Genomic DNA, 20,426 nt, shown 5'->3' on the forward strand with positions numbered 1-20,426 from the left:
TCCCTGAACGTTTTTGCGCTGCATAAAACCCGACCGAGATGAAACGCCTGCCGCGAATTACACCGCGAATGGGTCGTCGGGATAGGCGACCGACATCAGGTATAGGCCCTGCGGCGGAGCGACAGGACCACAGGCCGCGCGATCCTTTGCCTGCAATGCCGCGCGCACATCATCCGGCGTCCAGGCGCCGACGCCGACCCGTTCGAGCGTTCCGACAAAGCTGCGCACCTGGTTGTGCAGGAACGACCGCGCGCGCAGATGAAAATGGACCTCTGCGCCCCAATCCGTCTGGACATGCGAGATATCCAACTGGTCAAGCGTTTTCACCGGCGATGCCGCCTGACACATCGTTGATCGAAACGTCGTGAAATTATGCAAGCCGATCAGATACTTGGCGGCATTTTGCATCGGTTCGACCGCCAGCTGGTGCTTGATCTGCCAGACTTGCCCGGCTTCCAGTGTCAGCGGCGCGCGGCGCGTTGCAACGCGGAAAAGGTATCGACGCTCGGTTGCGGAAAATCGTGCGTGCCAATCATCGGCCACCCGCGCGGCATCGACGATGGCGACAGGCAAGGGCTTCAGATGGTGATTGAGCGCCTCGGACAATCGGAACGGATCCCAGTCCTTTTCCAGATCGCAATGACAAACCTGCCCGCGCGCGTGTACCCCTGCATCGGTGCGCCCGGCCGCCGCGATCGTGTGCGCGCCCGGTTCCAACTTGGCCAAAGCAGCCTCGATCGCCCCTTGCACCGAGGGCTGATCGGCCTGACGTTGCCAACCGGCAAATGGCGCGCCGTTATATTCGACTTTGAGGGCGTATCTGGGCATGGCCTTGCGCTTACCGTGACGCCGTGAAGTGAACAATCCCCGAGTCGCACACTGGCATGTCGCGGCGCGCGCCTTTATCTGTGTCAGCGAACAGGACAAAAGAGGCCGCTGATTTGGTCATTTCAACTCTCGCCGACACGCTGACCCGCGGCTTTGACAATGTGACCGACACCGTGTCGGGCGCATTCTTGGAACCTGTAATCCGGTTGGGCGTGACCGGACTTGCCCGATCCGGAAAAACGGTTTTCATCACCTCGCTGGTGGCCAACCTGATGGATCGCGGGCGGATGCCGGGGCTTTTGGCGCAAAGCGAGGGGCGTATCCTTTCGGCGTATCTACAGCCGCAGCCCGACGATACGCTGCCGCGCTTTGCCTACGAATCCCACCTTGGCGCGTTGACCGCGCGTGATCCGCATTGGCCGGACAGCACCCGTGCCATCAGCGAATTACGCCTGTCGCTCAAGGTGCGGCCCTCCGGGCTGCTTTCGGGCCTTCAGGGGCCGCGGACTGTGCATCTGGACATTGTGGATTATCCCGGTGAGTGGTTGCTGGATCTAGGGCTCTTGGAAAAATCCTATACCCAATGGTCTGAAGAAACCCTTAACCGCATCAAATCGCGCGACTCCGCCTCGGAATTTGTCGCGCTGGCACGGGCTGAAGATGCAAGCCAGCCGCTTGACGAGCCTCGCGCTCAGGCGCTCGCCGCCAGTTTCACGAAATATCTTCAACAGGCGCGGATCGCCGGGTTTTCCGATTGCACACCGGGCCGATTCCTTCTTCCCGGTGATCTTGCCGGCAGTCCGGTTTTGACATTCGCTCCCTTGCCTCCGCAGTCCAGCCCGCCGCGCAAATCGCTTTGGCGCGAGATGGAGCGGCGATTCGAGGCCTATAAAAGTCAGGTCGTCAAACCGTTCTTCCGCGAGCATTTCTCCCGGATCGACCGACAGGTTGTTCTGGTCGATGCGCTTGGCGCGATCCATGCAGGCCCACAAGCGGTTGAGGATATGCGGCAGGCAATGACCGACATTCTGGGGTCGTTCCGCCCCGGCCGGAATGCGTTCCTCTCGCAACTCTGGCGTGGCAAACGGGTCGAGAAAATCCTGTTCGCCGCGACAAAGGCCGACCATCTGCATCACACCCAGCACGCCCGCCTGACCGCGATCATGGAGGCGTTGACACGCGACGCCCGCGACCGCGCGCAGTTTGCGGGTGCCAAGACCGGCGCGATGTCGATCGCCAGCCTGCGCGCGACTGTCGAGGAAACCCGCCAGCATGACGGCGCGACGCTCGATTGCGTGCGCGGCACCCTGCTCGACAGCGGCAAACAGGCTGCGTTCTATCCCGGTGAGTTGCCCTCGGATCCGGCACATCTTCTGGGTCCGGCGCGTCAGGGGGCAGAGCAATGGCTGGATGCGGATTACCAGATCATGCGTTTTGCGCCCGCGCGGCTTAGCCTGAAACCGGGGATGGGGCCACCCCATATCCGGCTTGATCGAGCGGCGCAGTTCCTGATCGGAGACAGGTTGTGACTGCGCATGCTTTGCGACCTGCAAGCACGCTTGACGCGGGGGGTATCGGAGCGATCCTGTCGAATTGGATCGACACGACCGGTTGGCTACCACGTGTCCACAGCCGCGCCGAGAATATCGCTCATGCCGCTGTGATGGTCGAGCGGGGCTGGGTCGTGGTGGCCGAATGCAACAACGGCATCAGCGGCTTCTTGGCCCGTCACGGTCGCGACATTCACGCACTTTACATTGATGCGGCCGCGCGCGGACAGGGGATTGGCACGCAGCTTCTGAAGCACGCGATGGATTGCTCCGACAGACTGGAGCTTTGGACCTACCAACAAAACTTATCCGCGCAGCGGTTTTACGAAAGGCACGGATTTCTCGAAACCGCACGCACCGACGGGGCGGGCAACGACGAAGGCCTGCCCGACATCCGCTATCGTTGGCAAAGGACGACACCATGACCAAAGCCAAGGGCCCGATGCTTTTCGATCTCGAGGACGACGCGCCCACATTGACGCCGTCCGACGCGCCCCCGGTGCCTGACGCGGTTGGCCCTGCCTTGCAGGGACAGGCGATGTCCACTGCCGCAGCGCTCGCCGCGCGACCGGTGTCGAAACTGGCACGCTGGTTCTGGTCGCTGCTGTTTGCGCTTCTCACCACTGTCATTTCGGTAGCTGCCTGGAATTTCGTGACCCGCCTGGTCAACGAGAACCTGTATCTGGGATATGGCGTCGCCGCGCTGTTTGCCCTGTTCCTGTTCGTCGTTCTGCTGATCGTGATAAAGGAGCTGTCGGCCTTTGCCCGTTTGGCAAAGATCGATCGCATCCAGCACGCCGCAGACACCGCACTCGTCGGCGAAGACCTGTCTTCCGCCCGCGGCGTGGTCCGCGATCTGACTGCACTTTACGCGGCGCGCGACGACACCCGTTGGGGCCGCGAACGGTTGGCCGAGCGTGATGGCGACATGTTCGATGCTGCCGCTCTTCTGGCCGTGGCCGAGACAGAGTTGCTCGGGCCGCTCGATATCGCCGCACGGCGCGAAGTCGAAGCTGCCGCGCGACAAGTGGCCACTGTCACCGCGTTGGTGCCACTGGCGCTGGCGGATGTGGCCGCCGCACTTGGTTCAAATATTCGCATGATCCGTCGTATTGCCGAGATTTACGGTGGCCGCTCCGGCACGCTTGGAAGCTGGCGGCTGACACGGGCCGTCCTGTCGCATCTGGTGGCCACGGGCGCTGTCGCCGTCGGGGACGATCTCTTGGAACCGATCCTGGGTGGCAGCCTTCTCAGTAAACTGTCGCGTCGGTTCGGCGAAGGCCTTGTGAATGGCGCATTGACCGCGCGCGTGGGTGTCGCCGCAATCGAGGTATGCCGCCCGCTTCCCTTCATCAGCGTCAAGCGGCCGTCTGTCCGGTCGATCATCAAATCCGCTCTGACCGGGTTGATCGGAACGAAGAACACCAAGGAGGGTGTCTGACAAAATGTCGGGGTGGCGCAAACTGTGCGCCACAACGCATCTATGTCTGGGACCGGGCATCCGATAATGGATTATGACCTGCTTTTCCTGATTTTCGGTCTGCTTGGCCTGTTTTATATGGTCGGCATGCCAATACTGGTGATCGTGCTGTATGCGCGCATCAAAGACCTTCAAAAGCGGTTGGACGCGCTCGATTTTGGCTCTGACGCCGTGATCCCCACGCGCGCTTTGGTCGCAAAAGCACCGTCTGATCCGACGGCTGCGCTCTCCGCGGAAACTTCCACTGAAACAGGCCCGTGGGCCAGCTCAGGGAAAAACCCTGCTGACGCCATGCCTCCCGACGCGCTGATGATCCGGTCCGGATATCCGGTGGCCGTGGCGCGATTTGGGCGCTGGATCACCTCGAACTGGGTTTACGTCGTATCGGCAGTGTCGCTGGCATTGGCCGGCGTCTTTCTCGTGCAATACGGGGTCGAAAACGGCCTCCTCCCCCCGGCGGCGCGGGTCATGGCGGCGCTGCTATTTGGTGTTGTGCTGATCGGCGGTGGCGAATGGGTCCGACGCAGAGCCGGTGACACAGAAGAGACGCCCAGCGCATACCTGCCGTCGGTCTTCAGCGGCGCGGGGATCGTGTCCCTGTTCGGCGGCATCCTTGCGGCCAGGGTGCTCTATGATCTGATCGCACCCGGCACCGCCTTCGGCGGCTTTTTCCTCGTAACGCTGGTCGCGCTTGTTCTGGGCTGGTTCTATGGCCCGCTGCTTGCCGCGGTCGGCTTGGTCGGTGGATTTTCCGCCCCGTTCATTCTTGGTGGCGCGTCCGATACGCCAGAATTACTGCTGTTGTACTTCGGCTTGCTTGCGGTGCTTGGGCTTGGCATCGACACCGTGCGCCGTTGGGGCTGGGTCTCAATCCTCGCCGTCACACTTGCGCTGATCGCGGCAAGCCTGTTGTGGCTCTCAAAGACAAGCATCGCGCCGTGGACTTCCGTTTACGCGGCGGTCATCGCGATGTGCGCTGTTATCATCCCGGCGCGATCCCTCAGCCCGGATCAGGGTGGACGCACCATTCTTTATTCGACGCTCGGCCGTCGCAAAGCGGGGCAGCCGGTGTTCGCTGTCTGGCTGTCGGGTGGCACATTGCTTGCCGCGGTCGGACTCATCGTTGCTGTGACGCCATTCGTTGACGGCCAATTCTGGTTGTCTTACCTGATCCTGTCGGCGCTGGCGGTGGTGTTCGCAGTCTGGTCCAAGACGGCGACGGGGCTTCAGGATCAAACGCTTGTGCCAACGCTCGGTGCATTGAGCTTGCTCGCATGGCCGGATGCGCATGGCCCGGTTCTGCGCACCTTTCAAGGCGAGCGGCTTCCCGAAATCGGCATGGCGTTCGACACCGTCTGGGTTCTGGGCATCGCTGTTCTCGTCACGCTGGTCTTCGCGTGGCGCAGCGGCCAGGGACGGATGTTCACGGCGCTTTGGGCAGCGGCGGCGGCGGTCTACCTGCCGACGGTGGGCTTGTTGCTGGAGTACCGCTGGGCGCCGTCGGACGTGATCGGCCCCTTCCCATGGGCGCTGCAAGCACTGGCGGTGGCCGCGCTGATGGTGCTGCTCGCGGAGCGGTTCGCGCGTCGCGACGGAGCGGAGAGGACACGCGCATCATTGGCGACGATGTCGGCGTTGGCAACGGTTGCGTTCGCACTGTCGATCCTTTTCACCTCAGCTGCTCTGACCATAGCCCTGTCCGCCGTCATCGTGAGCGCCGCCGCGTTGGACCGGCGGTTTGCTCTTCCCCTGATGGAGTGGTTCATCCTCGCCGGAGTTGCTGCGCTCAGCTACCGGCTGGTGGTTGATCCAGGCTTGGCCTGGGCCGTCGGCGCTCCTGTCATCGAAGCGTTTTTCGCTCAAGGTGCAGCCGTCGCGGCCTGCCTTGGCGGGCTCTGGTGCCTCAAGCCATTGGTCCGCACCCGGGCGCAGGCTGCGCTTGACAGCGGCGCGTGGGCGTTCGGCGGTATCCTTGTGTCGACCATGACCTACCACGCGATCACGGCACTGGCCCCGAATACCGCGATCGTCACGCATTGGTCGGCGGGTCTCTACGCGACCATCTGGCTTGGGCTTGCCATTGCGCAATTGCAGCGGATGGCTAGCTTTCCGCAATTGCGGATCGGACTGGCCAGCCTGTTCGGACTCCTCGGCGCACTGTGGTTGGGAACCGCGCTCACTGTCGTGAACCCGGTGTTCGGGATGCAAGTCGTGGTTGGCCCGCCTGTTCTGAACACCCTGATCCCCGCCTATCTGATGCCGTCGCTGGTCCTGCTGGGCGGCGCATGGCGTCTGACAAACCTGTCCGCACGAATTCGCGTAATGCTCGTCTCCACCGCCGCTTTGTGCAGTGTCGTCTGGGTCGCGCTGGTGATCCGCGACTTTTGGCACCCGGCGGGCGACCTCGATCTGCGCCACGGCTTCACGCAACCAGAGCTTTACAGCTACACGGTAGCGCTTTTGATCGCGGGTGGCCTGTTGTTCTATCAATCGCTTGCCAGGAACTCCGATCTCTTGCGTCGTGCCGGTCTGGCGGTGATCGCAGTGGCAATTGCAAAGGTGTTCCTGATCGACATCTCGGGCCTCACCGGTCTGACCCGCGTGTTTTCGCTTCTGGCGCTCGGCCTGATGCTTGCCGGTATGGCTTGGGTGGATCGCTGGGCGCGCTCGCGGCGCGTGACTTGACTTAACGCAATGCAAAGCGCCGACGAAAAAGGTGATACTGACCCTATGGACACGCACGCCAGCGAACACGGACATTCGCAAGCCGAAGTAGAGCATCGTATCGGCCAGCCTTCGGGCCGGGGCAATCTGCGCGACATCGTGTACGGCGCAATCGACGGATCGGTCACAACCTTCGCGATTGTAGCAGGCGTCGCCGGAGCCGGTCTCTCGCCTTGGGTGATCATTGCTTTGGGGATAGCCAACGTCCTGGCTGACGGGTTCTCCATGGCAGCGGGCAATTACTCGGGCACAAAGGCTGAACTCGACGATGCCCAGCGGTTGCGCAAGATCGAACTGCGCCACATCCGCACCCATCCCGAAGGAGAACGCCGCGAATTGCGTGAGATCCTGAGGCTCAAGGGTCTGTCCGGCGACGCGCTCGACGGGGCAGTCGATCAGATCACGCGCAACGAAGATCAATGGATTCAAATGATGCTGGAAGGCGAATACGGTCTGTCATCGGTTGATCCGCACCCCGTAAAAGCCGCCTGGGCGACATTTGCCGCGTTCCTGGTGGCCGGCATGATTCCACTTTTACCGTTTCTCATAGGGGTGCCGCACGCCTTCCAATGGTCCACTGCCGCGACCCTCGTCACGTTCTTCCTGATCGGAACCTACAAAGCGAAATGGTCGCTTGCACCATGGTGGCGTTCCGGGATGGAGACCTTGGCAATCGGCGGCACGGCCGCCGGAATCGCCTATTTCGTCGGCACGCTCTTCAACGTCTGACCCATTCTTCTTGCCGAAAATATCCCTGGGGGTTTGGGGGACTGGTCCCCCAACGGATCGCATCGCGCCAGCGATGGGAAACACTGTCTGGACGCCGCGGATCCGCCGCCCTATAACGCGCCCCATGACGCACCCCCTCGCGATCATTTTCCGAATTACGTGCCCGGCGCTCTGACGACACGAGCCGCCGGGACAAGGCGCATGGTTACCCGCGCCGATCCTCTCATATCCCCTGATCCGATTTTCGAGGACGCCCCAAATGTGCGCCGAGACACCTGACTACAAAGACACGCTGAACCTGCCGAAAACCGATTTTCCAATGCGCGCTGGCTTGCCCAAGCGCGAACCCGAGTGGCTTGAGAAATGGGAAAAAATCGGCGTCTATGACCGCCTGCGGGACAAGGCACAGGGGCGCAAGCCCTTTACGCTGCACGATGGCCCCCCTTACGCCAACGGTCACCTGCATATCGGCCACGCGCTCAACAAGATCCTCAAGGATATGGTGGTGCGTTCCCAGCAGATGATGGGGCGCGACGCGCGCTACATCCCTGGCTGGGATTGTCACGGTCTGCCGATCGAATGGAAGATCGAGGAAAAGTACCGCGCCAAGGGCAAGAACAAGGACGCCGTCGATATCGTCGAGTTCCGGCAGGAGTGCCGCGAATTCGCCGACGGCTGGATCGATATCCAGCGCGACGAGTTCAAGCGGTTGGGTGTGACCGGAAAGTGGGAAAAACCCTACCTCACGATGGATTTCCGCGCCGAGCGGATCATCGCGGAGGAATTTCAGACATTCCTGATGAACGGCACACTTTATCAGGGCTCCAAGCCGGTGATGTGGTCTCCGATCGAGAAAACAGCACTGGCAGAGGCCGAGGTCGAGTATCACGACAAGGAAAGTTTCACGGTCTGGGTGAAGTTTCGCGTGGCGAGCTTTGATCTGCCGGATGTGGAGTTGTCGGACGAAGAGGCCACGGACGAGGATCGCGAGGCCGTGGCGGAAGCGGTTGCCAACGCCTATGACGATCTCAAGGGCGCCTACGTGGTGATCTGGACAACGACACCGTGGACCATCCCGTCGAACAAGGCGGTCGTCTACGGCCCCGATTTCGACTACGGGCTTTACGAAGTGACCGGAACGCCCGAGGAAAGCTGGGTCAGCACGGGTGAACGCTATATCCTGGCCGACAAGCTGGCAGCGCAGACCTTTGCACGCGCGCGGCTTGAAGACGGTCAGTATCGCCGCGTTCGCAGTGTTTCGCAGGCGCAGCTTGGCGGCATGACGCTGGCGCACCCGCTGCACGGGGCCGAAGGCTCCGGCGGCGAATGGGATGATCTGCGCGATTTCCGCGCCGCCGATTTCGTTACCGACGAAGAGGGCACCGGGTTTGTCCATTGCGCGCCCAGTCACGGGATGGAGGAATACGAGCTTTACCGCGATCTTGGGATGCTGGAGCAGGTCATCACGTATAACGTGCTTGATGACGGCTCTTTCCGCGCCGATCTGCCGTTTTTCGGTGGCACGAAGATTCTCAAGCCCAACGGCAAGGAGGGCGACGCCAACACCGCGATCATCAACAAGCTGGTCGAAGTGGGCGGCCTGATGGCGCGCGGCAAGATCAAGCATAGCTATCCCCATAGCTGGCGCTCCAAGGCACCGGTGATCTATCGCAACACACCGCAATGGTTCGCCGCAATCGACCGCGCGGTTGGTGACGGTCAGGACACCTACGGCAAAACCATCCGCGAACGGGCGCTGACCTCGATCGACGAGTTGGTGACGTGGACGCCCAAAACGGGCCGCAACCGGCTTTATTCGATGATCGAAGCGCGCCCCGACTGGGTGCTGTCGCGTCAGCGGGCCTGGGGAGTTCCGTTGACCTGTTTCGTGCGCAAGGGCGCCCTGCCGACGGATGACGACTACCTGTTGCGCGACGACACGGTGAATGCCCGCGTGCTGGAGGCGTTCGAGTCCGAGGGCGCGGATGCGTGGTACAAGCCGGGCGCGAAAGAGCGGTTCCTTGGCGCGGACTATAACGCCGACGAATGGGAACAGGTGTTCGACATCCTTGATGTGTGGTTTGATTCCGGTTCGACCCATGCCTTCGTTCTGCGCGACCGCGAAGACGGGTCCGAAGACGGGTTGGCGGATCTCTACCTCGAAGGCACCGACCAGCATCGCGGCTGGTTCCATTCCTCGATGCTTCAGGCCTGCGGCACGATGGGCCGCGCGCCCTATCGTGGGGTGCTGACGCATGGCTTCACGCTCGACGAGAAGGGCAACAAGATGTCCAAGTCGCTGGGCAACACCATCGTGCCGGATGCAGTGGTCAAGCAATACGGCGCGGATGTGCTGCGGCTTTGGGTGGCGCAGGTCGATTTCACCAATGACCAGCGGATCGGGCCGGAAATCCTGAAAGGCGTCGCCGACAGCTATCGCCGTTTGCGCAACACCATGCGGTTCATGCTGGGCGCGCTCAGCCATTTCAGCGAAGCGGATCGCGTGGAGGTTTCGGAGATGCCGGAACTTGAACGCTATGTGCTGCATCGTGTGGCCGAGCTGGATAAGGTCGTTCGCGACGGATACAATGCCTATGATTTTCAGGGCGTGTTTCAGCAATTGTTCAATTTCTGCACCGTGGAACTGTCGGCCTTCTATTTCGACGTGCGCAAGGACGCGCTTTATTGCGACGGCGACACAGGCCGGCGGCGCGCGGCGCGTACAGTCATGGACATCCTGTTCCATCGCCTGACGGCCTGGCTGGCTCCGGTGCTGGTCTTCACGATGGAGGATGTCTGGCTCGACCGTTTCCCCGGTGCGGATAGCTCGATCCATTTGCAGGATTTCCCCGACACACCCGACACATGGCGCGACGACGCGCTCGCCGCAAAATGGGCCAAGATCCGGCGCGCGCGGCGTGCGGTGACGGCCGCGCTCGAAGTGCAGCGCACGGACAAGGTGATCGGCGCGTCGCTTGAGGCCGCTCCGGTGGTGCATGTGCGCGATCCTGAGACGCTTCAGGCTCTGAAATCGGTGAATTTCGATGATCTGTGCATCACGTCGGATATTCGCCTGACCGGCGATCCGACACCCGCCGAAGCGTTTCGGATGCCGGAAATCGACGGCGTGGGTGTCGTGTTCGAGAAAGCCGACGGCGAGAAATGCCAGCGCTGCTGGAAGATCCTGCCGGATGTGGGCACGCATAAGCACCCCGGAACCTGCAAACGCTGCGACGAGGCGTTGAGCTGAACGCCAAAACAGATATCCCCGGCGACGACGCAATCGCCGGGGCTCTGATGGCGCTGGCGCGCGAGCGAGGGCCGGGCAAGACATTCTGTCCGTCCGAGGCGGCGCGCCAGCTTGCGCAGGATTGGCGGCCCCTGATGCCCGAGATCAGGCGGCTGGCCGGCTCCCTGCCCTTGCAAGCCACACAAAAGGGGAAGATCGTGGACGCCGAAACCGCGTCCGGGCCAATCCGTTTGGGTTTGATCCCGTGAAGATGTTCGAGCACCGCGTCGTGTCACCCTTCGGGCCACTGACCGTGCTGGCCAGCGACATTGGCATCAATGCTCTGGAGTGGCGCGCGGGCAGGAAGGACAGGACGCCCATCCTCTTGCGCGCGATGGCTCAACTCGAGTCTTATTTCGCAGGCGACCAACAGGAATTCGATCTGCCGTTCGACCTCCATGTGTCGGATTTTCAACAGTCGGTCTGCGCCGCGATGTCCGAAATTCCCTTTGGCGAGACGCGAACCTATGGCGATCTTGCGGATCGGTTGGGGGTTCCGGCACAGGCGGTAGGGCAAGCCTGCGGCGGCAATCCGGTGGCCATTCTCATTCCCTGCCACCGGGTTCTGGGTGCCACCAGCCTTGGGGGTTATTCCGGCGCTGGCGGAATCGAGACCAAGGTGGCGTTGCTGAAGCACGAAGGCGCGGCGGGATTATTGATCTGAGCTGCGCAATGGCACACTGCCTCAAGTTTCAGTCACGCCCAACGAACCAACCCGATGACAGCGGATGTGGCGTAGAAGGCTTGCAGCAGCAGGAACGTCCAACGCTTGTCGATCACCGCCCAGGCCGAAAAGAGGCTGGCAGAGATAAACAGCAGGCTAAACCCGATGATTTCATTGCCGGTATTCGACGCGATCAAGAGCGCATAAACCATCGCAAGGACAGAGCCCGAAACCTCGAAAAGCGTGGTGAGTTTTCTTTTTTCCACTGTCTCGGCTCCTCTTTCCTGACACTGGCGACCTTTGGTCAGTCCCTGCGCGGATCTCTCGGATACGTCCCGAGGATGTTCAGCATGTCGGTGAAATAGTCTAGTTCTTCTAACGCCCGCGCGACTGCCGGATCGTCGGGGTGGCCTTCGATATCGGCGTAGAACTGCGTTGCGGTGAAAGAGCCGTCGACCATGTATGATTCCAGCTTGGTCATGTTCACGCCATTGGTCGCGAACCCGCCCATCCCCTTGTAAAGCGCCGCCGGAATGTTGCGGACCTGGAACACGAAGGTGGTCATCATGCCGTGATCACCGCGGCGGGTATCGTCGCCTTTTCGCGCCATGAGCAAGAAGCGGGTGGTGTTGCTGTCGGTGTCCTCGATATGGCGTGCCAGCACGTCGAGGCCGTAAATCTCGCCCGCCAGCTCGCTGGCCAGTGCAGCGGCGTGCTTGTCACCCCGTTCGGAGATTTCGCGCGCCGCGCGGGCGTTGTCGGCATTGACCCGCCCCCTGATGCCGTGCTCAGCCAAAAACCCGGCGCATTGGGGCAAAAGCACGATATGGGAATGGGCCTCGCGCACGTCTTCCAGCTTGGCACCGGGCACGCCAAGCAGGTTGATGTGCACCCGCACAAACGCCTCGTCGACAATTTTCAGGCCGCTTTTCGGAAGCAGCCGATGAATGTCGGCAACGCGTCCGTAGATCGTATTCTCGACCGGCAGCATCGCCAGATCGGCCTGGCCGGACTTGACCGCGTCGATCACGTCTTCGAAGGTTCGGCACGGCAAGGGCTGCATATCGGGGCGGGCATTGCGGCAGGCTTCGTGCGAATAGGCACCAAGTTCACCCTGAAAAGCGATGGTCTGTGTCATGCGATCTCCGGCAATCTGGCCCGGCGGGCGTTTTGGTCGCGGTTTCTATATCTTGCCTTGCACGAGGGGACGCAATAGATACCCGCGCCATATGTATACGAAATTAGTGGACGGATACGCACACGATGTTTGACACAATGACCTTAACGAAAGCCGTCGGCGCTCTTTGCGGAGCGCTGCTCGTTTTTCTTCTGGGCAACTGGGCGGCAACGTCGCTTTATCACGTGGGCGGCGCGCACGGCGAAGAAGTTGCGGTCTACATAATCGAAACCGGTGAGGACGAGGAAGCTTCGGGCGAACCGGAAGCGGAGGCGGATTTCGAGACGCTCCTGGCGTCTGCGGATGCCGCCAAGGGCGAGAAGGTGTTCGGCAAGTGCCGCGCCTGTCACAAGCTCGAGCAAGGCGCGAACTCCTCTGGTCCGTATCTTTACAACGTGGTCGGGCGCGATGTCGGTGCGGCCGACGGGTTCAACTACTCCGGTGCGCTGTCGGAAGTGGTGGACGTCTGGACACCCGAGCACCTGAACGGATTTCTTGAAAACCCGCGGGGCTATGCACCCGGCACCTCGATGAGCTTTGCCGGCCTCAACAAGGCTGAAGATCGGGTCAACCTGATTTCCTATCTGGAGACCTTCAGCGAGTAAATCCGCCGCGTTTCGGAACGGATCAAAGCCGCTGCCCGACGGGGTGGCGGCTTTGTCTTGTCACGTTTTCGTTGAACGGCGCCGGTTTGACCGGCAATCCAGAAATCTCGCCTTGAATCTGCGTTCAAACGCTCATTAGCTTGGGGCCAACAGTATGCTGCAAAAGCGCAGTCAAAGGGGTGCACGCATGAGACAGAACGGGACAGCGACGTTACGCACATGGTCGATCGGGGGATTGCTTGCGATCGGAATGGCGCTCGGCGCACAGCATGTCGCAGCCGAGAGCCACGAAGAAGTCGTCACGGCGCATGGGTATTCGTATTTCGGCAACCTCGATTATCCTGCTGATTACACCCATCTGGATTACGTCAATCCCGACGCCCCGAAAGGCGGGGAGATCGCGCTTGGTGCGTCCGGCACGTTCGACAGCCTCAATCCCTACTCGCGCAAGGGCAGCTCCGGCGCCTTGACCTCAATCCAGTACGACAGCCTGATCGAAGCCTCGGTTGACGCGGTGGGGCAGTATTACGGCGTGGTCGCGCATACACTCGAATACCCTGAAAGCCGCGATTGGGTGATCTTTCACATGCGTCCCGAAGCGACCTTCTGGGACGGCACACCGGTCACCGCCGAGGACGTGGTTTACAGCCATCGCCTTTTCGTCGAACAGGGCCTGCCCTCTTATGCCCAAGCCGTCGGACGCATGGTGACGGGCGCCGAAGCGTTGGACGAGCACACGGTCAAGTTCACCTTCGACCCCGCGCTGTCCAAGCGCAGCCGGATCGAAACGGTCGGCAACACACCGATCTTCTCCAAGGCGTGGTTCGAGGCCGACGAGAGCCGACGACTGGACGAGCCGCGCCTCGAGGTGGCGGTCGGATCGGGGCCGTACAAGCTTGACAGCTACGATATCAATCGCCGTATCGTCTACAAGCGGCGCGATGATTACTGGGGCAAGGACGTGCCGTTCAACAAGGGCCGCCACAACTACGATACCATCCGAATCGAGTATTTCTCGGATCAGACGGCATCCTTTGAAGCCTTCAAATCGGGTGAATACACGATACGCGTCGAGAGCGACCCGAAACTGTGGGCGAGCGGATATGATTTTCCCAAGATTCAAAGCGGAGCGATTGTGAAATACGAGCTTCCAGACGGCTCGCCTCCCAATCCCACCGGGTTCGTGTTCAATCTGGCCAAACCACAGTTTTCGGATCGCCGGGTGCGTGAAGCGATCTCGCTCGCATTCAACTTTGAATGGACGAACGAGTCGCTCTTGTTCGGACTATACTCTCCGCGCGCGTCTTTCGTGGAAGGCACGCCAATCGAGGCGAAGGATGTCCCGACCGGAGCCGAACTCGAGTTCTTTGAAGCATTGGGCGACATCGTGCCGCCCGAAGTGATCTCGGACCCTGTGCGCATGTTTCACAGTTCGGACGGATCGCGGTTGAGCGATCGTGGCAACATGCGCAAGGCGTCTGCGCTGCTTAATGACGCCGGCTGGACCGTTGGAGACGACGGAATACGGCGCAATGACCAAGGTCAGCCGCTTGAGATCACGATGCTTTACCCGACGAACATTCAGGATTCCGTCGATGCGATGCACGAAACCTATGCCCAGAACCTAGAGCAGCTTGGCATCATGGTGAATCTGGAAAAGGTCGATCCGTCGCAATACACCAACCGGCGTCGTGACCGCGATTACGATATGCTGTATTCGACCCGCTATGGTTCGTTTCTGTCCACGGGTGGCGGCTTGACCCAGATGTATGGCTCGAAAGAGGCTGAATTCAGCCTGTTCAACCCTGCCGGTTTGGCCAGCCCGTTGGTGGATGCGATCCTCGAGGCATCCTTCACCGCAAGCTCGCAAGAAGAGACCGATGTCGCCCTGATGGCGCTGGATCGGGCGTTGCGCCACGAGTTCTTTATCGTGCCGACCGGATATATCGCCGATCACTGGGTTGCCGCCTATGACATGTACGAATTTCCAAAGGCCCTACCGCCTTATGATCTGGGCTATCTCGACCTGTGGTGGGTCAATGAGGACAAGGCGGCGGCGTTGAGAGCAAGCGGCGCGCTCAACTGATATGGGTGCCTATGTCCTTCGACGCCTGCTGCTGATCATCCCCACCTTGCTGGGGATCATGATCCTGAACTTCGGGTTGACCCAGTTTGTGCCGGGTGGCCCGATTGAGCAGTATATCGCCCAGTTCGAAGGCGAAGGCGATGTGTTCGAGGGGTTTGCCGGGTCGGGTGACGCCGGCGTTGCCGCGGCTGACGAGAGCGAGGCCTATGCCGGCAGCCGCGGCCTGCCGCCGGAGTTTCTTGAACAGCTCGAGATCGAATTCGGATTTGCCCGCGTCGTTTGCGAGGACGGGTTTACCGGCACCCCCGATCTGGCGAACCCCGCCTGCGAGAAAGAGACGATCGGCATCATCGAACGCTTCGGCATCATGATGTGGAACTATATGCGCCTTGATTTCGGAGACAGCTATTTCCGCTCCATCGGAGTGATGGAATTGGTGCTGGAAAAGATGCCGGTGTCGATTTCCCTGGGGCTCTGGTCCACGGTGATCGCCTATCTGGTGTCGATCCCGCTGGGCATTCGCAAGGCGGTGAAGGATGGCACGGCGTTCGATACATGGACATCGGCCGGGATCATCGTGGCGTACGCGATACCGGGGTTTCTGTTTGCGATCCTGTTGTTGGTTCTTTTTGCCGGGGGGTCGTATTATCAGATTTTCCCGCTGCGGGGCCTGACCTCTGACAATTTCGACCAGTTGTCCCTGCTTGGCAAGATCGCGGATTATTTCTGGCACATCACGCTTCCGGTTCTGGCGTCGACCATTGCGGCCTTTGCAACCCTGACGCTGTTGACCAAGAACAGCTTTCTGGACGAGATCAAGAAACAATACGTCATCACCGCACGGGCCAAGGGTCTGGCGGAACGCAAAGTGCTTTACGGGCATGTCTTTCGCAACGCCATGTTGATCGTGATCGCCGGATTTCCGGCTGTCTTCATCGGCGTGTTCTTCTCCGGTTCGCTGATCATCGAGACGATCTTCTCGCTCGACGGATTGGGGCGACTTGGCTTTGAAGCGGCAGTGGCGCGGGACTACCCGGTGATCTTCGGCACGCTGTTCGTGTTTGGACTGATCGGTCTTGTCGTCGGTATTCTGTCGGACCTGATGTATGTGCTGGTCGATCCGCGCATCGATTTTGAAAAGCGGGAGGGTTGACCGTGGACACGCAACCAGACCGCAACATCGTGACAGAGCCAAGCGCGGCGGTGCCGGTGGCACCCAAACGGAGCATCTTCACTCTGGCTCCGCTGAACCAGCGGCGGTGGAACAATTTCAAGCGCAACCGGCGGGCCTTGTGGTCTCTGATCATCTTTTGCGTCTTGTTTGGAGCGTCGCTGTTTGCCGAGTTCATCGCCAACGACAAGCCGATCCTGGTGCAATATCGCGGCGACTATTATACCCCGATCTTCAACTTCTATGCAGAGACCGAATTCGGCGGCGACTTTCGAACCGAAGCCGCCTATCGCGACCCCGAGGTCAAATGCCTGATCGCGACCGGCGGGCTGGAGGCCTGTTTTGATGACCCCGAGGGGCTGATCGAACAGGTCGATAGCGGCATTGCTCCGGACGGAGATTTCCAGAAGGGTTGGGCATTGTGGCCACCCATTCCCTATGATTATCAAACGCCGGTCGACCGGCCCGGTGCGGCCCCCCTGCCGCCGAACGAACAGAACTGGCTGGGCACCGACGACACCAAGCGCGATGTGATGGCGCGCGTGATCTACGGCTTCCGCCTGTCGATCCTGTTCACGCTGATCGTGACCGTGCTGGCAAGCGCTGTAGGGATCGTCGCGGGAGCGTTGCAGGGATATTTCGGCGGCTGGCTCGATCTGATTTTCCAGCGTATCATCGAAATTTGGTCCTCGACCCCCTCGCTTTACATCATCATCATCCTGTTCGCGATCCTGGGGCGCAGCTTTTGGTTACTTGTCTTTCTCACCGTCCTGTTCGGCTGGACGGCTTTGGTCGGCGTGGTTCGGGCGGAATTCCTGCGCGCACGAAACCTTGAATATGTGCGCGCGGCCAAGGCGCTTGGCGTGTCCAACACAACGATCATGTTCCGCCACATGCTGCCTAACGCGATGGTGGCGACGCTGACAATGTTGCCGTTCATCGTCACCGGCACGATCAGCACTTTGGCGGGGCTGGATTTCCTCGGCTTCGGCCTTCCGTCCTCATCTCCATCGCTCGGCGAACTGACCTTGCAGGCGAAGCAGAATCTACAGGCGCCGTGGCTCGGCTTTACGGCGTTCTTCGTGTTCGCCTTGATGCTGTCGCTTCTGGTATTAATCTTCGAGGGCGTGCGCGATGCGTTTGATCCCAGAAAGACCTTCACATGAGCCACATCCTTGAAATCAACGATCTGAGCGTGGGGTTTCGACAGGACGGTCAGATTGTCCAAGCCGTGGGCGGAGTGTCCTTTGCCATTGAGCGCGGAGAGACGGTGGCGCTGGTGGGCGAGTCCGGTTCGGGAAAATCGGTGACGGCGCTCTCCACGGTGTCGCTGCTGGGTGACTCCGCGATTGTCGAGGGGTCCGTACTTTACAATGGCGAGGAAATGGTCGGCGCCGATGACGCGCAGTTGCGGCGCATTCGGGGCAACGATATCAGTTTCATCTTCCAGGAACCGATGACCTCTCTCAACCCGCTACACACGCTGGAAAAACAACTGGCCGAGTCGCTGGCCTTGCATCAGGGATTGACCGGCACGGCCGCGCGGGAGCGGATCATCGAATTGCTCAACAAGGTTGGAATCCGCGACGCGGAATCACGGCTAGGCGCTTATCCGCACCAATTATCGGGCGGGCAAAGACAACGTGTGATGATCGCTATGGCGCTTGCCAACGGCCCTGAATTGTTGATCGCGGACGAGCCGACAACGGCACTTGATGTGACCATCCAGGCGCAAATCCTCGCGCTGCTTGCCGATCTGAAAGAGGCCGAGGATATGAGCCTTTTGTTCATCACTCACGACCTTAGCATCGTGCGCAAGATTGCAGACAGGGTCTGCGTGATGAAGGGCGGCCAGATCGTCGAAACCGGGCCGACGGCAGAGATCTTCACCAATCCGCAACACCCCTATACCCAGATGCTGCTCAGCGCGGAATCCACCGGCTCCCCTATCGCTGTCAAGGAGGATGCCGAGGAGATCGCGCGGACCGACAACCTCAAGATATGGTTCCCGATCCAGAAGGGCTTCATGAAGCGCACGGTCGGCTATGTGAAGGCCGTCAACGACGCGTCGATTGCTGTACGGGCCGGCGAAACCATGGGTATCGTGGGCGAATCCGGGTCAGGCAAGACAACATTGGCGCTGGCGATCATGCGATTGATCCAGTCAGAAGGCGGCATTACCTATCGCGGACAGGATGTGCGCGGCTGGTCGACACGGCAGTTGCGACGCCTGCGCAGTGAGATGCAGATCGTGTTTCAGGATCCGTTCGGGTCGCTCAGTCCGCGCATGACCTGCGAGCAGATCGTTGCCGAAGGTCTCGGCGTGCACGGCGTACCGGACGGACGCTCCAAGCTGGAGGTGGTGACCGAGGTGATGGTGGAGGTTGGCCTTGATCCGGCAACGATGCACCGCTACCCGCACGAATTTTCCGGCGGCCAGCGCCAACGCATCGCGATCGCTCGCGCGATGGTGTTGCGCCCAAAGCTGGTGGTGCTGGATGAGCCGACGTCGGCGCTCGACATGACGGTTCAGGTGCAGATCGTGAACCTGTTGCGCGAGTTGCAGCGTAAATATGATCTCGCTTACCTGTTTATCAGCCATGACCTCAAGGTCGTGCGCGCGATGGCGCATAAGGTCATCGTGATGAAGGCTGGCGATGTTGTTGAATACGGCAGCGCCGACGAGGTGTTTGACGCCCCGTCGACAGATTATACCAAGACTCTGATGGCCGCCGCGTTCGACCTTGCCAGTTAGATCGCCGAACTGTGCCCTGCCGACGATAATTCGTATGCGTCAAAGCCGCGAGCGATCAGCCGTGTGAGCGGCCGAACCTTCTGAGGCACGAACAGGCCGTTTTCTTCGACGACGAGTAGGTTTTCGAACTCGGAATTGATCCGGTTGAAGATGTCCTGCAACTCGCCCTCGGTGGTGTCGAAATCGCGCACAAGCTCTTCTGTTCGCACCCGGAAATCGCACATCAGCATTTCGATCATGCGCCCGCGCAATTTGTCCTGCGCGGTAAAGCTGTGGCCGCGAACCGTCGCGAACGCGTGGGCACGGATTGCCTTGGTGTAGACGGATGTTGCCGGCGCATTCTGTGCATAGCCTTGCGGGAAACGAGAAATCGACGATGCGCCAAGCCCGACCAGCACGTCGGCCGGGTCGTCGGTATAGCCCTGGAAGTTGCGCCGCAGCGTACCGTTGCGGGCCGCGACTGACAGTCCGTCGTCTTTGGTAGCAAAGTGGTCAATGCCGATCTCTTCGTAATTATCCCAGACGAACAGTTTGCGCGCCGCTTCGAACAGGTCAAGGCGATCGTCGGGCCGCGGCAACGCGTCGGACGGGATCAGTTGCTGGCGTTTCGCCATCCACGGCACATGCGCGTAACCGTAAAGCGCGACGCGATCCGGTGACAGCGACAGCAGCTTTTGCACCGAATCGACGATCTTTTCCTTCGTCTGATGGGGCAACCCATACAGAATATCCGCATTGAGACTTTGAATGCCGCGCTCGCGAATCATGTCGACCGCTTGCTTGGTGATTTCAAAGCTTTGATCGCGACCGATGGTCTTCTGGATCTCCGGGTCGAAATCCTGAACGCCGATCGAGGCGCGGTTCATGCCACTTGCGAACAACGCATCAAGACGCGAGGCGTCGATTTCATTGGGATCAATCTCGACCGAGAATTCGTAATTTTCGGCGAAATCGGCCACTTCCCGCACAGTCTCGGACAGATCGCGCATATGATCAGCAGACATCAGCGTGGGCGTTCCGCCCCCCCAATGCAGCCGGGACAGGCGCACACCGCGCGGCAGATGCCGCTTGAGCAGCGCCAGCTCGTCTTTCAGCGTCTCGACATAGGCTGTAACAGGTGCATCGCTTGACGTGCCCTGCGTGCGACATGCGCAAAACCAGCACAAGCGCCGGCAGAAGGGAACGTGCAGATAAAGCGAAATCTCGGAATTCTCCGGGATTGCCTGTATCCAGCTCTGGAAATCATCGGGCGTCACATCATTTTTGAAATGTGGCGACGTCGGGTAGCTCGTATAACGAGGTACCTTCGCGTCGAAAAGTCCCAGCCGGGAAAGTTGTGTTCTGCTTGCCATGTGACTACGTTATTGG

The 20,426-nt window shown here is 60.4% G+C and carries 17 protein-coding genes; 13 read left to right on the forward strand and 4 right to left on the reverse strand.

Annotated elements, in window-relative coordinates; all coding sequences use genetic code 11:
- Window positions 1-57 precede the first annotated feature (57 nt).
- On the reverse strand, window positions 58-828 hold the full coding sequence (truA, locus tag ACGKZZ_RS08800) for a tRNA pseudouridine(38-40) synthase TruA (RefSeq protein WP_411223176.1): 771 nt from the start codon (window positions 826-828) through the stop codon (window positions 58-60).
- A 113-nt stretch (window positions 829-941) separates the two neighbouring features.
- Here truA and ACGKZZ_RS08805 point away from each other — a divergent pair, with 113 nt between their 5' ends.
- The 8 genes from ACGKZZ_RS08805 to ACGKZZ_RS08840 all read left to right on the forward strand — a co-directional run bounded on the left by ACGKZZ_RS08805 (window position 942) and on the right by ACGKZZ_RS08840 (window position 11,264).
- Entirely contained in the window at window positions 942-2,357 is a 1,416-nt protein-coding gene (locus tag ACGKZZ_RS08805) for a YcjX family protein (RefSeq protein WP_411223177.1), read from the forward strand.
- Complete coding sequence (locus ACGKZZ_RS08810) at window positions 2,354-2,803, forward strand: GNAT family N-acetyltransferase (protein ID WP_411223178.1); 450 nt, start codon at window positions 2,354-2,356, stop codon at window positions 2,801-2,803. Before ACGKZZ_RS08805 ends, ACGKZZ_RS08810 begins: the two co-directional genes overlap by 4 nt.
- Entirely contained in the window at window positions 2,800-3,819 is a 1,020-nt protein-coding gene (locus ACGKZZ_RS08815) for a YcjF family protein (RefSeq protein WP_411223179.1), read from the forward strand. The genes ACGKZZ_RS08810 and ACGKZZ_RS08815 overlap by 4 nt, the downstream gene beginning before the upstream one ends.
- A 66-nt stretch (window positions 3,820-3,885) precedes the next feature.
- Window positions 3,886-6,543 carry a DUF2339 domain-containing protein gene (locus tag ACGKZZ_RS08820; RefSeq protein ID WP_411223180.1) on the forward strand — a complete coding sequence of 886 codons (2,658 nt, stop codon included), beginning with the start codon at window positions 3,886-3,888 and terminating at the stop codon, window positions 6,541-6,543.
- A gap of 45 nt (window positions 6,544-6,588) precedes the next feature.
- Window positions 6,589-7,311: a VIT1/CCC1 transporter family protein gene (locus tag ACGKZZ_RS08825; protein ID WP_411223181.1), complete on the forward strand. Its 723-nt coding sequence runs from the start codon at window positions 6,589-6,591 to the stop codon at window positions 7,309-7,311.
- A gap of 259 nt (window positions 7,312-7,570) precedes the next feature.
- Window positions 7,571-10,561 (forward strand): isoleucine--tRNA ligase, encoded by a 2,991-nt coding sequence (gene ileS / locus ACGKZZ_RS08830; protein ID WP_411223182.1) that lies wholly within the window; start codon window positions 7,571-7,573, stop codon window positions 10,559-10,561.
- A 32-nt stretch (window positions 10,562-10,593) separates the two neighbouring features.
- The gene (locus ACGKZZ_RS08835) at window positions 10,594-10,809 is read left to right on the forward strand and encodes a DUF3253 domain-containing protein (protein ID WP_411223414.1); all 216 of its coding nucleotides are present in this window, start codon (window positions 10,594-10,596) and stop codon (window positions 10,807-10,809) included.
- Between the two features lie 2 nt (window positions 10,810-10,811).
- Window positions 10,812-11,264, forward strand: coding sequence for a methylated-DNA--[protein]-cysteine S-methyltransferase (locus ACGKZZ_RS08840; RefSeq protein ID WP_411223415.1), 453 nt, complete (start codon window positions 10,812-10,814; stop codon window positions 11,262-11,264).
- 32 nt (window positions 11,265-11,296) lie between these two features.
- Here the strand turns inward: ACGKZZ_RS08840 and ACGKZZ_RS08845 are convergent, their stop codons facing one another.
- Window positions 11,297-11,530 (reverse strand): hypothetical protein, encoded by a 234-nt coding sequence (locus tag ACGKZZ_RS08845; protein WP_411223183.1) that lies wholly within the window; start codon window positions 11,528-11,530, stop codon window positions 11,297-11,299.
- A 38-nt stretch (window positions 11,531-11,568) separates the two neighbouring features.
- Complete coding sequence (locus ACGKZZ_RS08850) at window positions 11,569-12,402, reverse strand: prephenate dehydratase (protein ID WP_411223184.1); 834 nt, start codon at window positions 12,400-12,402, stop codon at window positions 11,569-11,571.
- Between the two features lie 125 nt (window positions 12,403-12,527).
- Between ACGKZZ_RS08850 and ACGKZZ_RS08855 the strand changes: the two genes are divergently transcribed.
- The 5 genes from ACGKZZ_RS08855 to ACGKZZ_RS08875 all read left to right on the forward strand — a co-directional run bounded on the left by ACGKZZ_RS08855 (window position 12,528) and on the right by ACGKZZ_RS08875 (window position 19,058).
- Window positions 12,528-13,046: a c-type cytochrome gene (locus ACGKZZ_RS08855; protein WP_411223185.1), complete on the forward strand. Its 519-nt coding sequence runs from the start codon at window positions 12,528-12,530 to the stop codon at window positions 13,044-13,046.
- A 187-nt stretch (window positions 13,047-13,233) separates the two neighbouring features.
- On the forward strand, window positions 13,234-15,132 hold the full coding sequence (locus ACGKZZ_RS08860) for an extracellular solute-binding protein (protein WP_411223186.1): 1,899 nt from the start codon (window positions 13,234-13,236) through the stop codon (window positions 15,130-15,132).
- 1 nt (window position 15,133) lies between these two features.
- Window positions 15,134-16,285: a microcin C ABC transporter permease YejB gene (locus ACGKZZ_RS08865; protein WP_411223187.1), complete on the forward strand. Its 1,152-nt coding sequence runs from the start codon at window positions 15,134-15,136 to the stop codon at window positions 16,283-16,285.
- A 74-nt stretch (window positions 16,286-16,359) separates the two neighbouring features.
- Window positions 16,360-17,469: an ABC transporter permease gene (locus ACGKZZ_RS08870; RefSeq protein ID WP_411223416.1), complete on the forward strand. Its 1,110-nt coding sequence runs from the start codon at window positions 16,360-16,362 to the stop codon at window positions 17,467-17,469.
- Window positions 17,466-19,058: an ABC transporter ATP-binding protein gene (locus ACGKZZ_RS08875; RefSeq protein ID WP_411223188.1), complete on the forward strand. Its 1,593-nt coding sequence runs from the start codon at window positions 17,466-17,468 to the stop codon at window positions 19,056-19,058. Before ACGKZZ_RS08870 ends, ACGKZZ_RS08875 begins: the two co-directional genes overlap by 4 nt.
- On the opposite strand, the gene hemN is transcribed toward ACGKZZ_RS08875, so the two are convergent.
- Window positions 19,055-20,410: an oxygen-independent coproporphyrinogen III oxidase gene (gene hemN / locus ACGKZZ_RS08880; protein WP_411223189.1), complete on the reverse strand. Its 1,356-nt coding sequence runs from the start codon at window positions 20,408-20,410 to the stop codon at window positions 19,055-19,057. The genes ACGKZZ_RS08875 and hemN overlap by 4 nt on opposite strands.
- Between the last annotated feature and the right edge of the window lie 16 nt (window positions 20,411-20,426).

Source organism: Marivita sp. S2033, assembly GCF_046592965.1.
GTDB lineage: Bacteria > Pseudomonadota > Alphaproteobacteria > Rhodobacterales > Rhodobacteraceae > Marivita.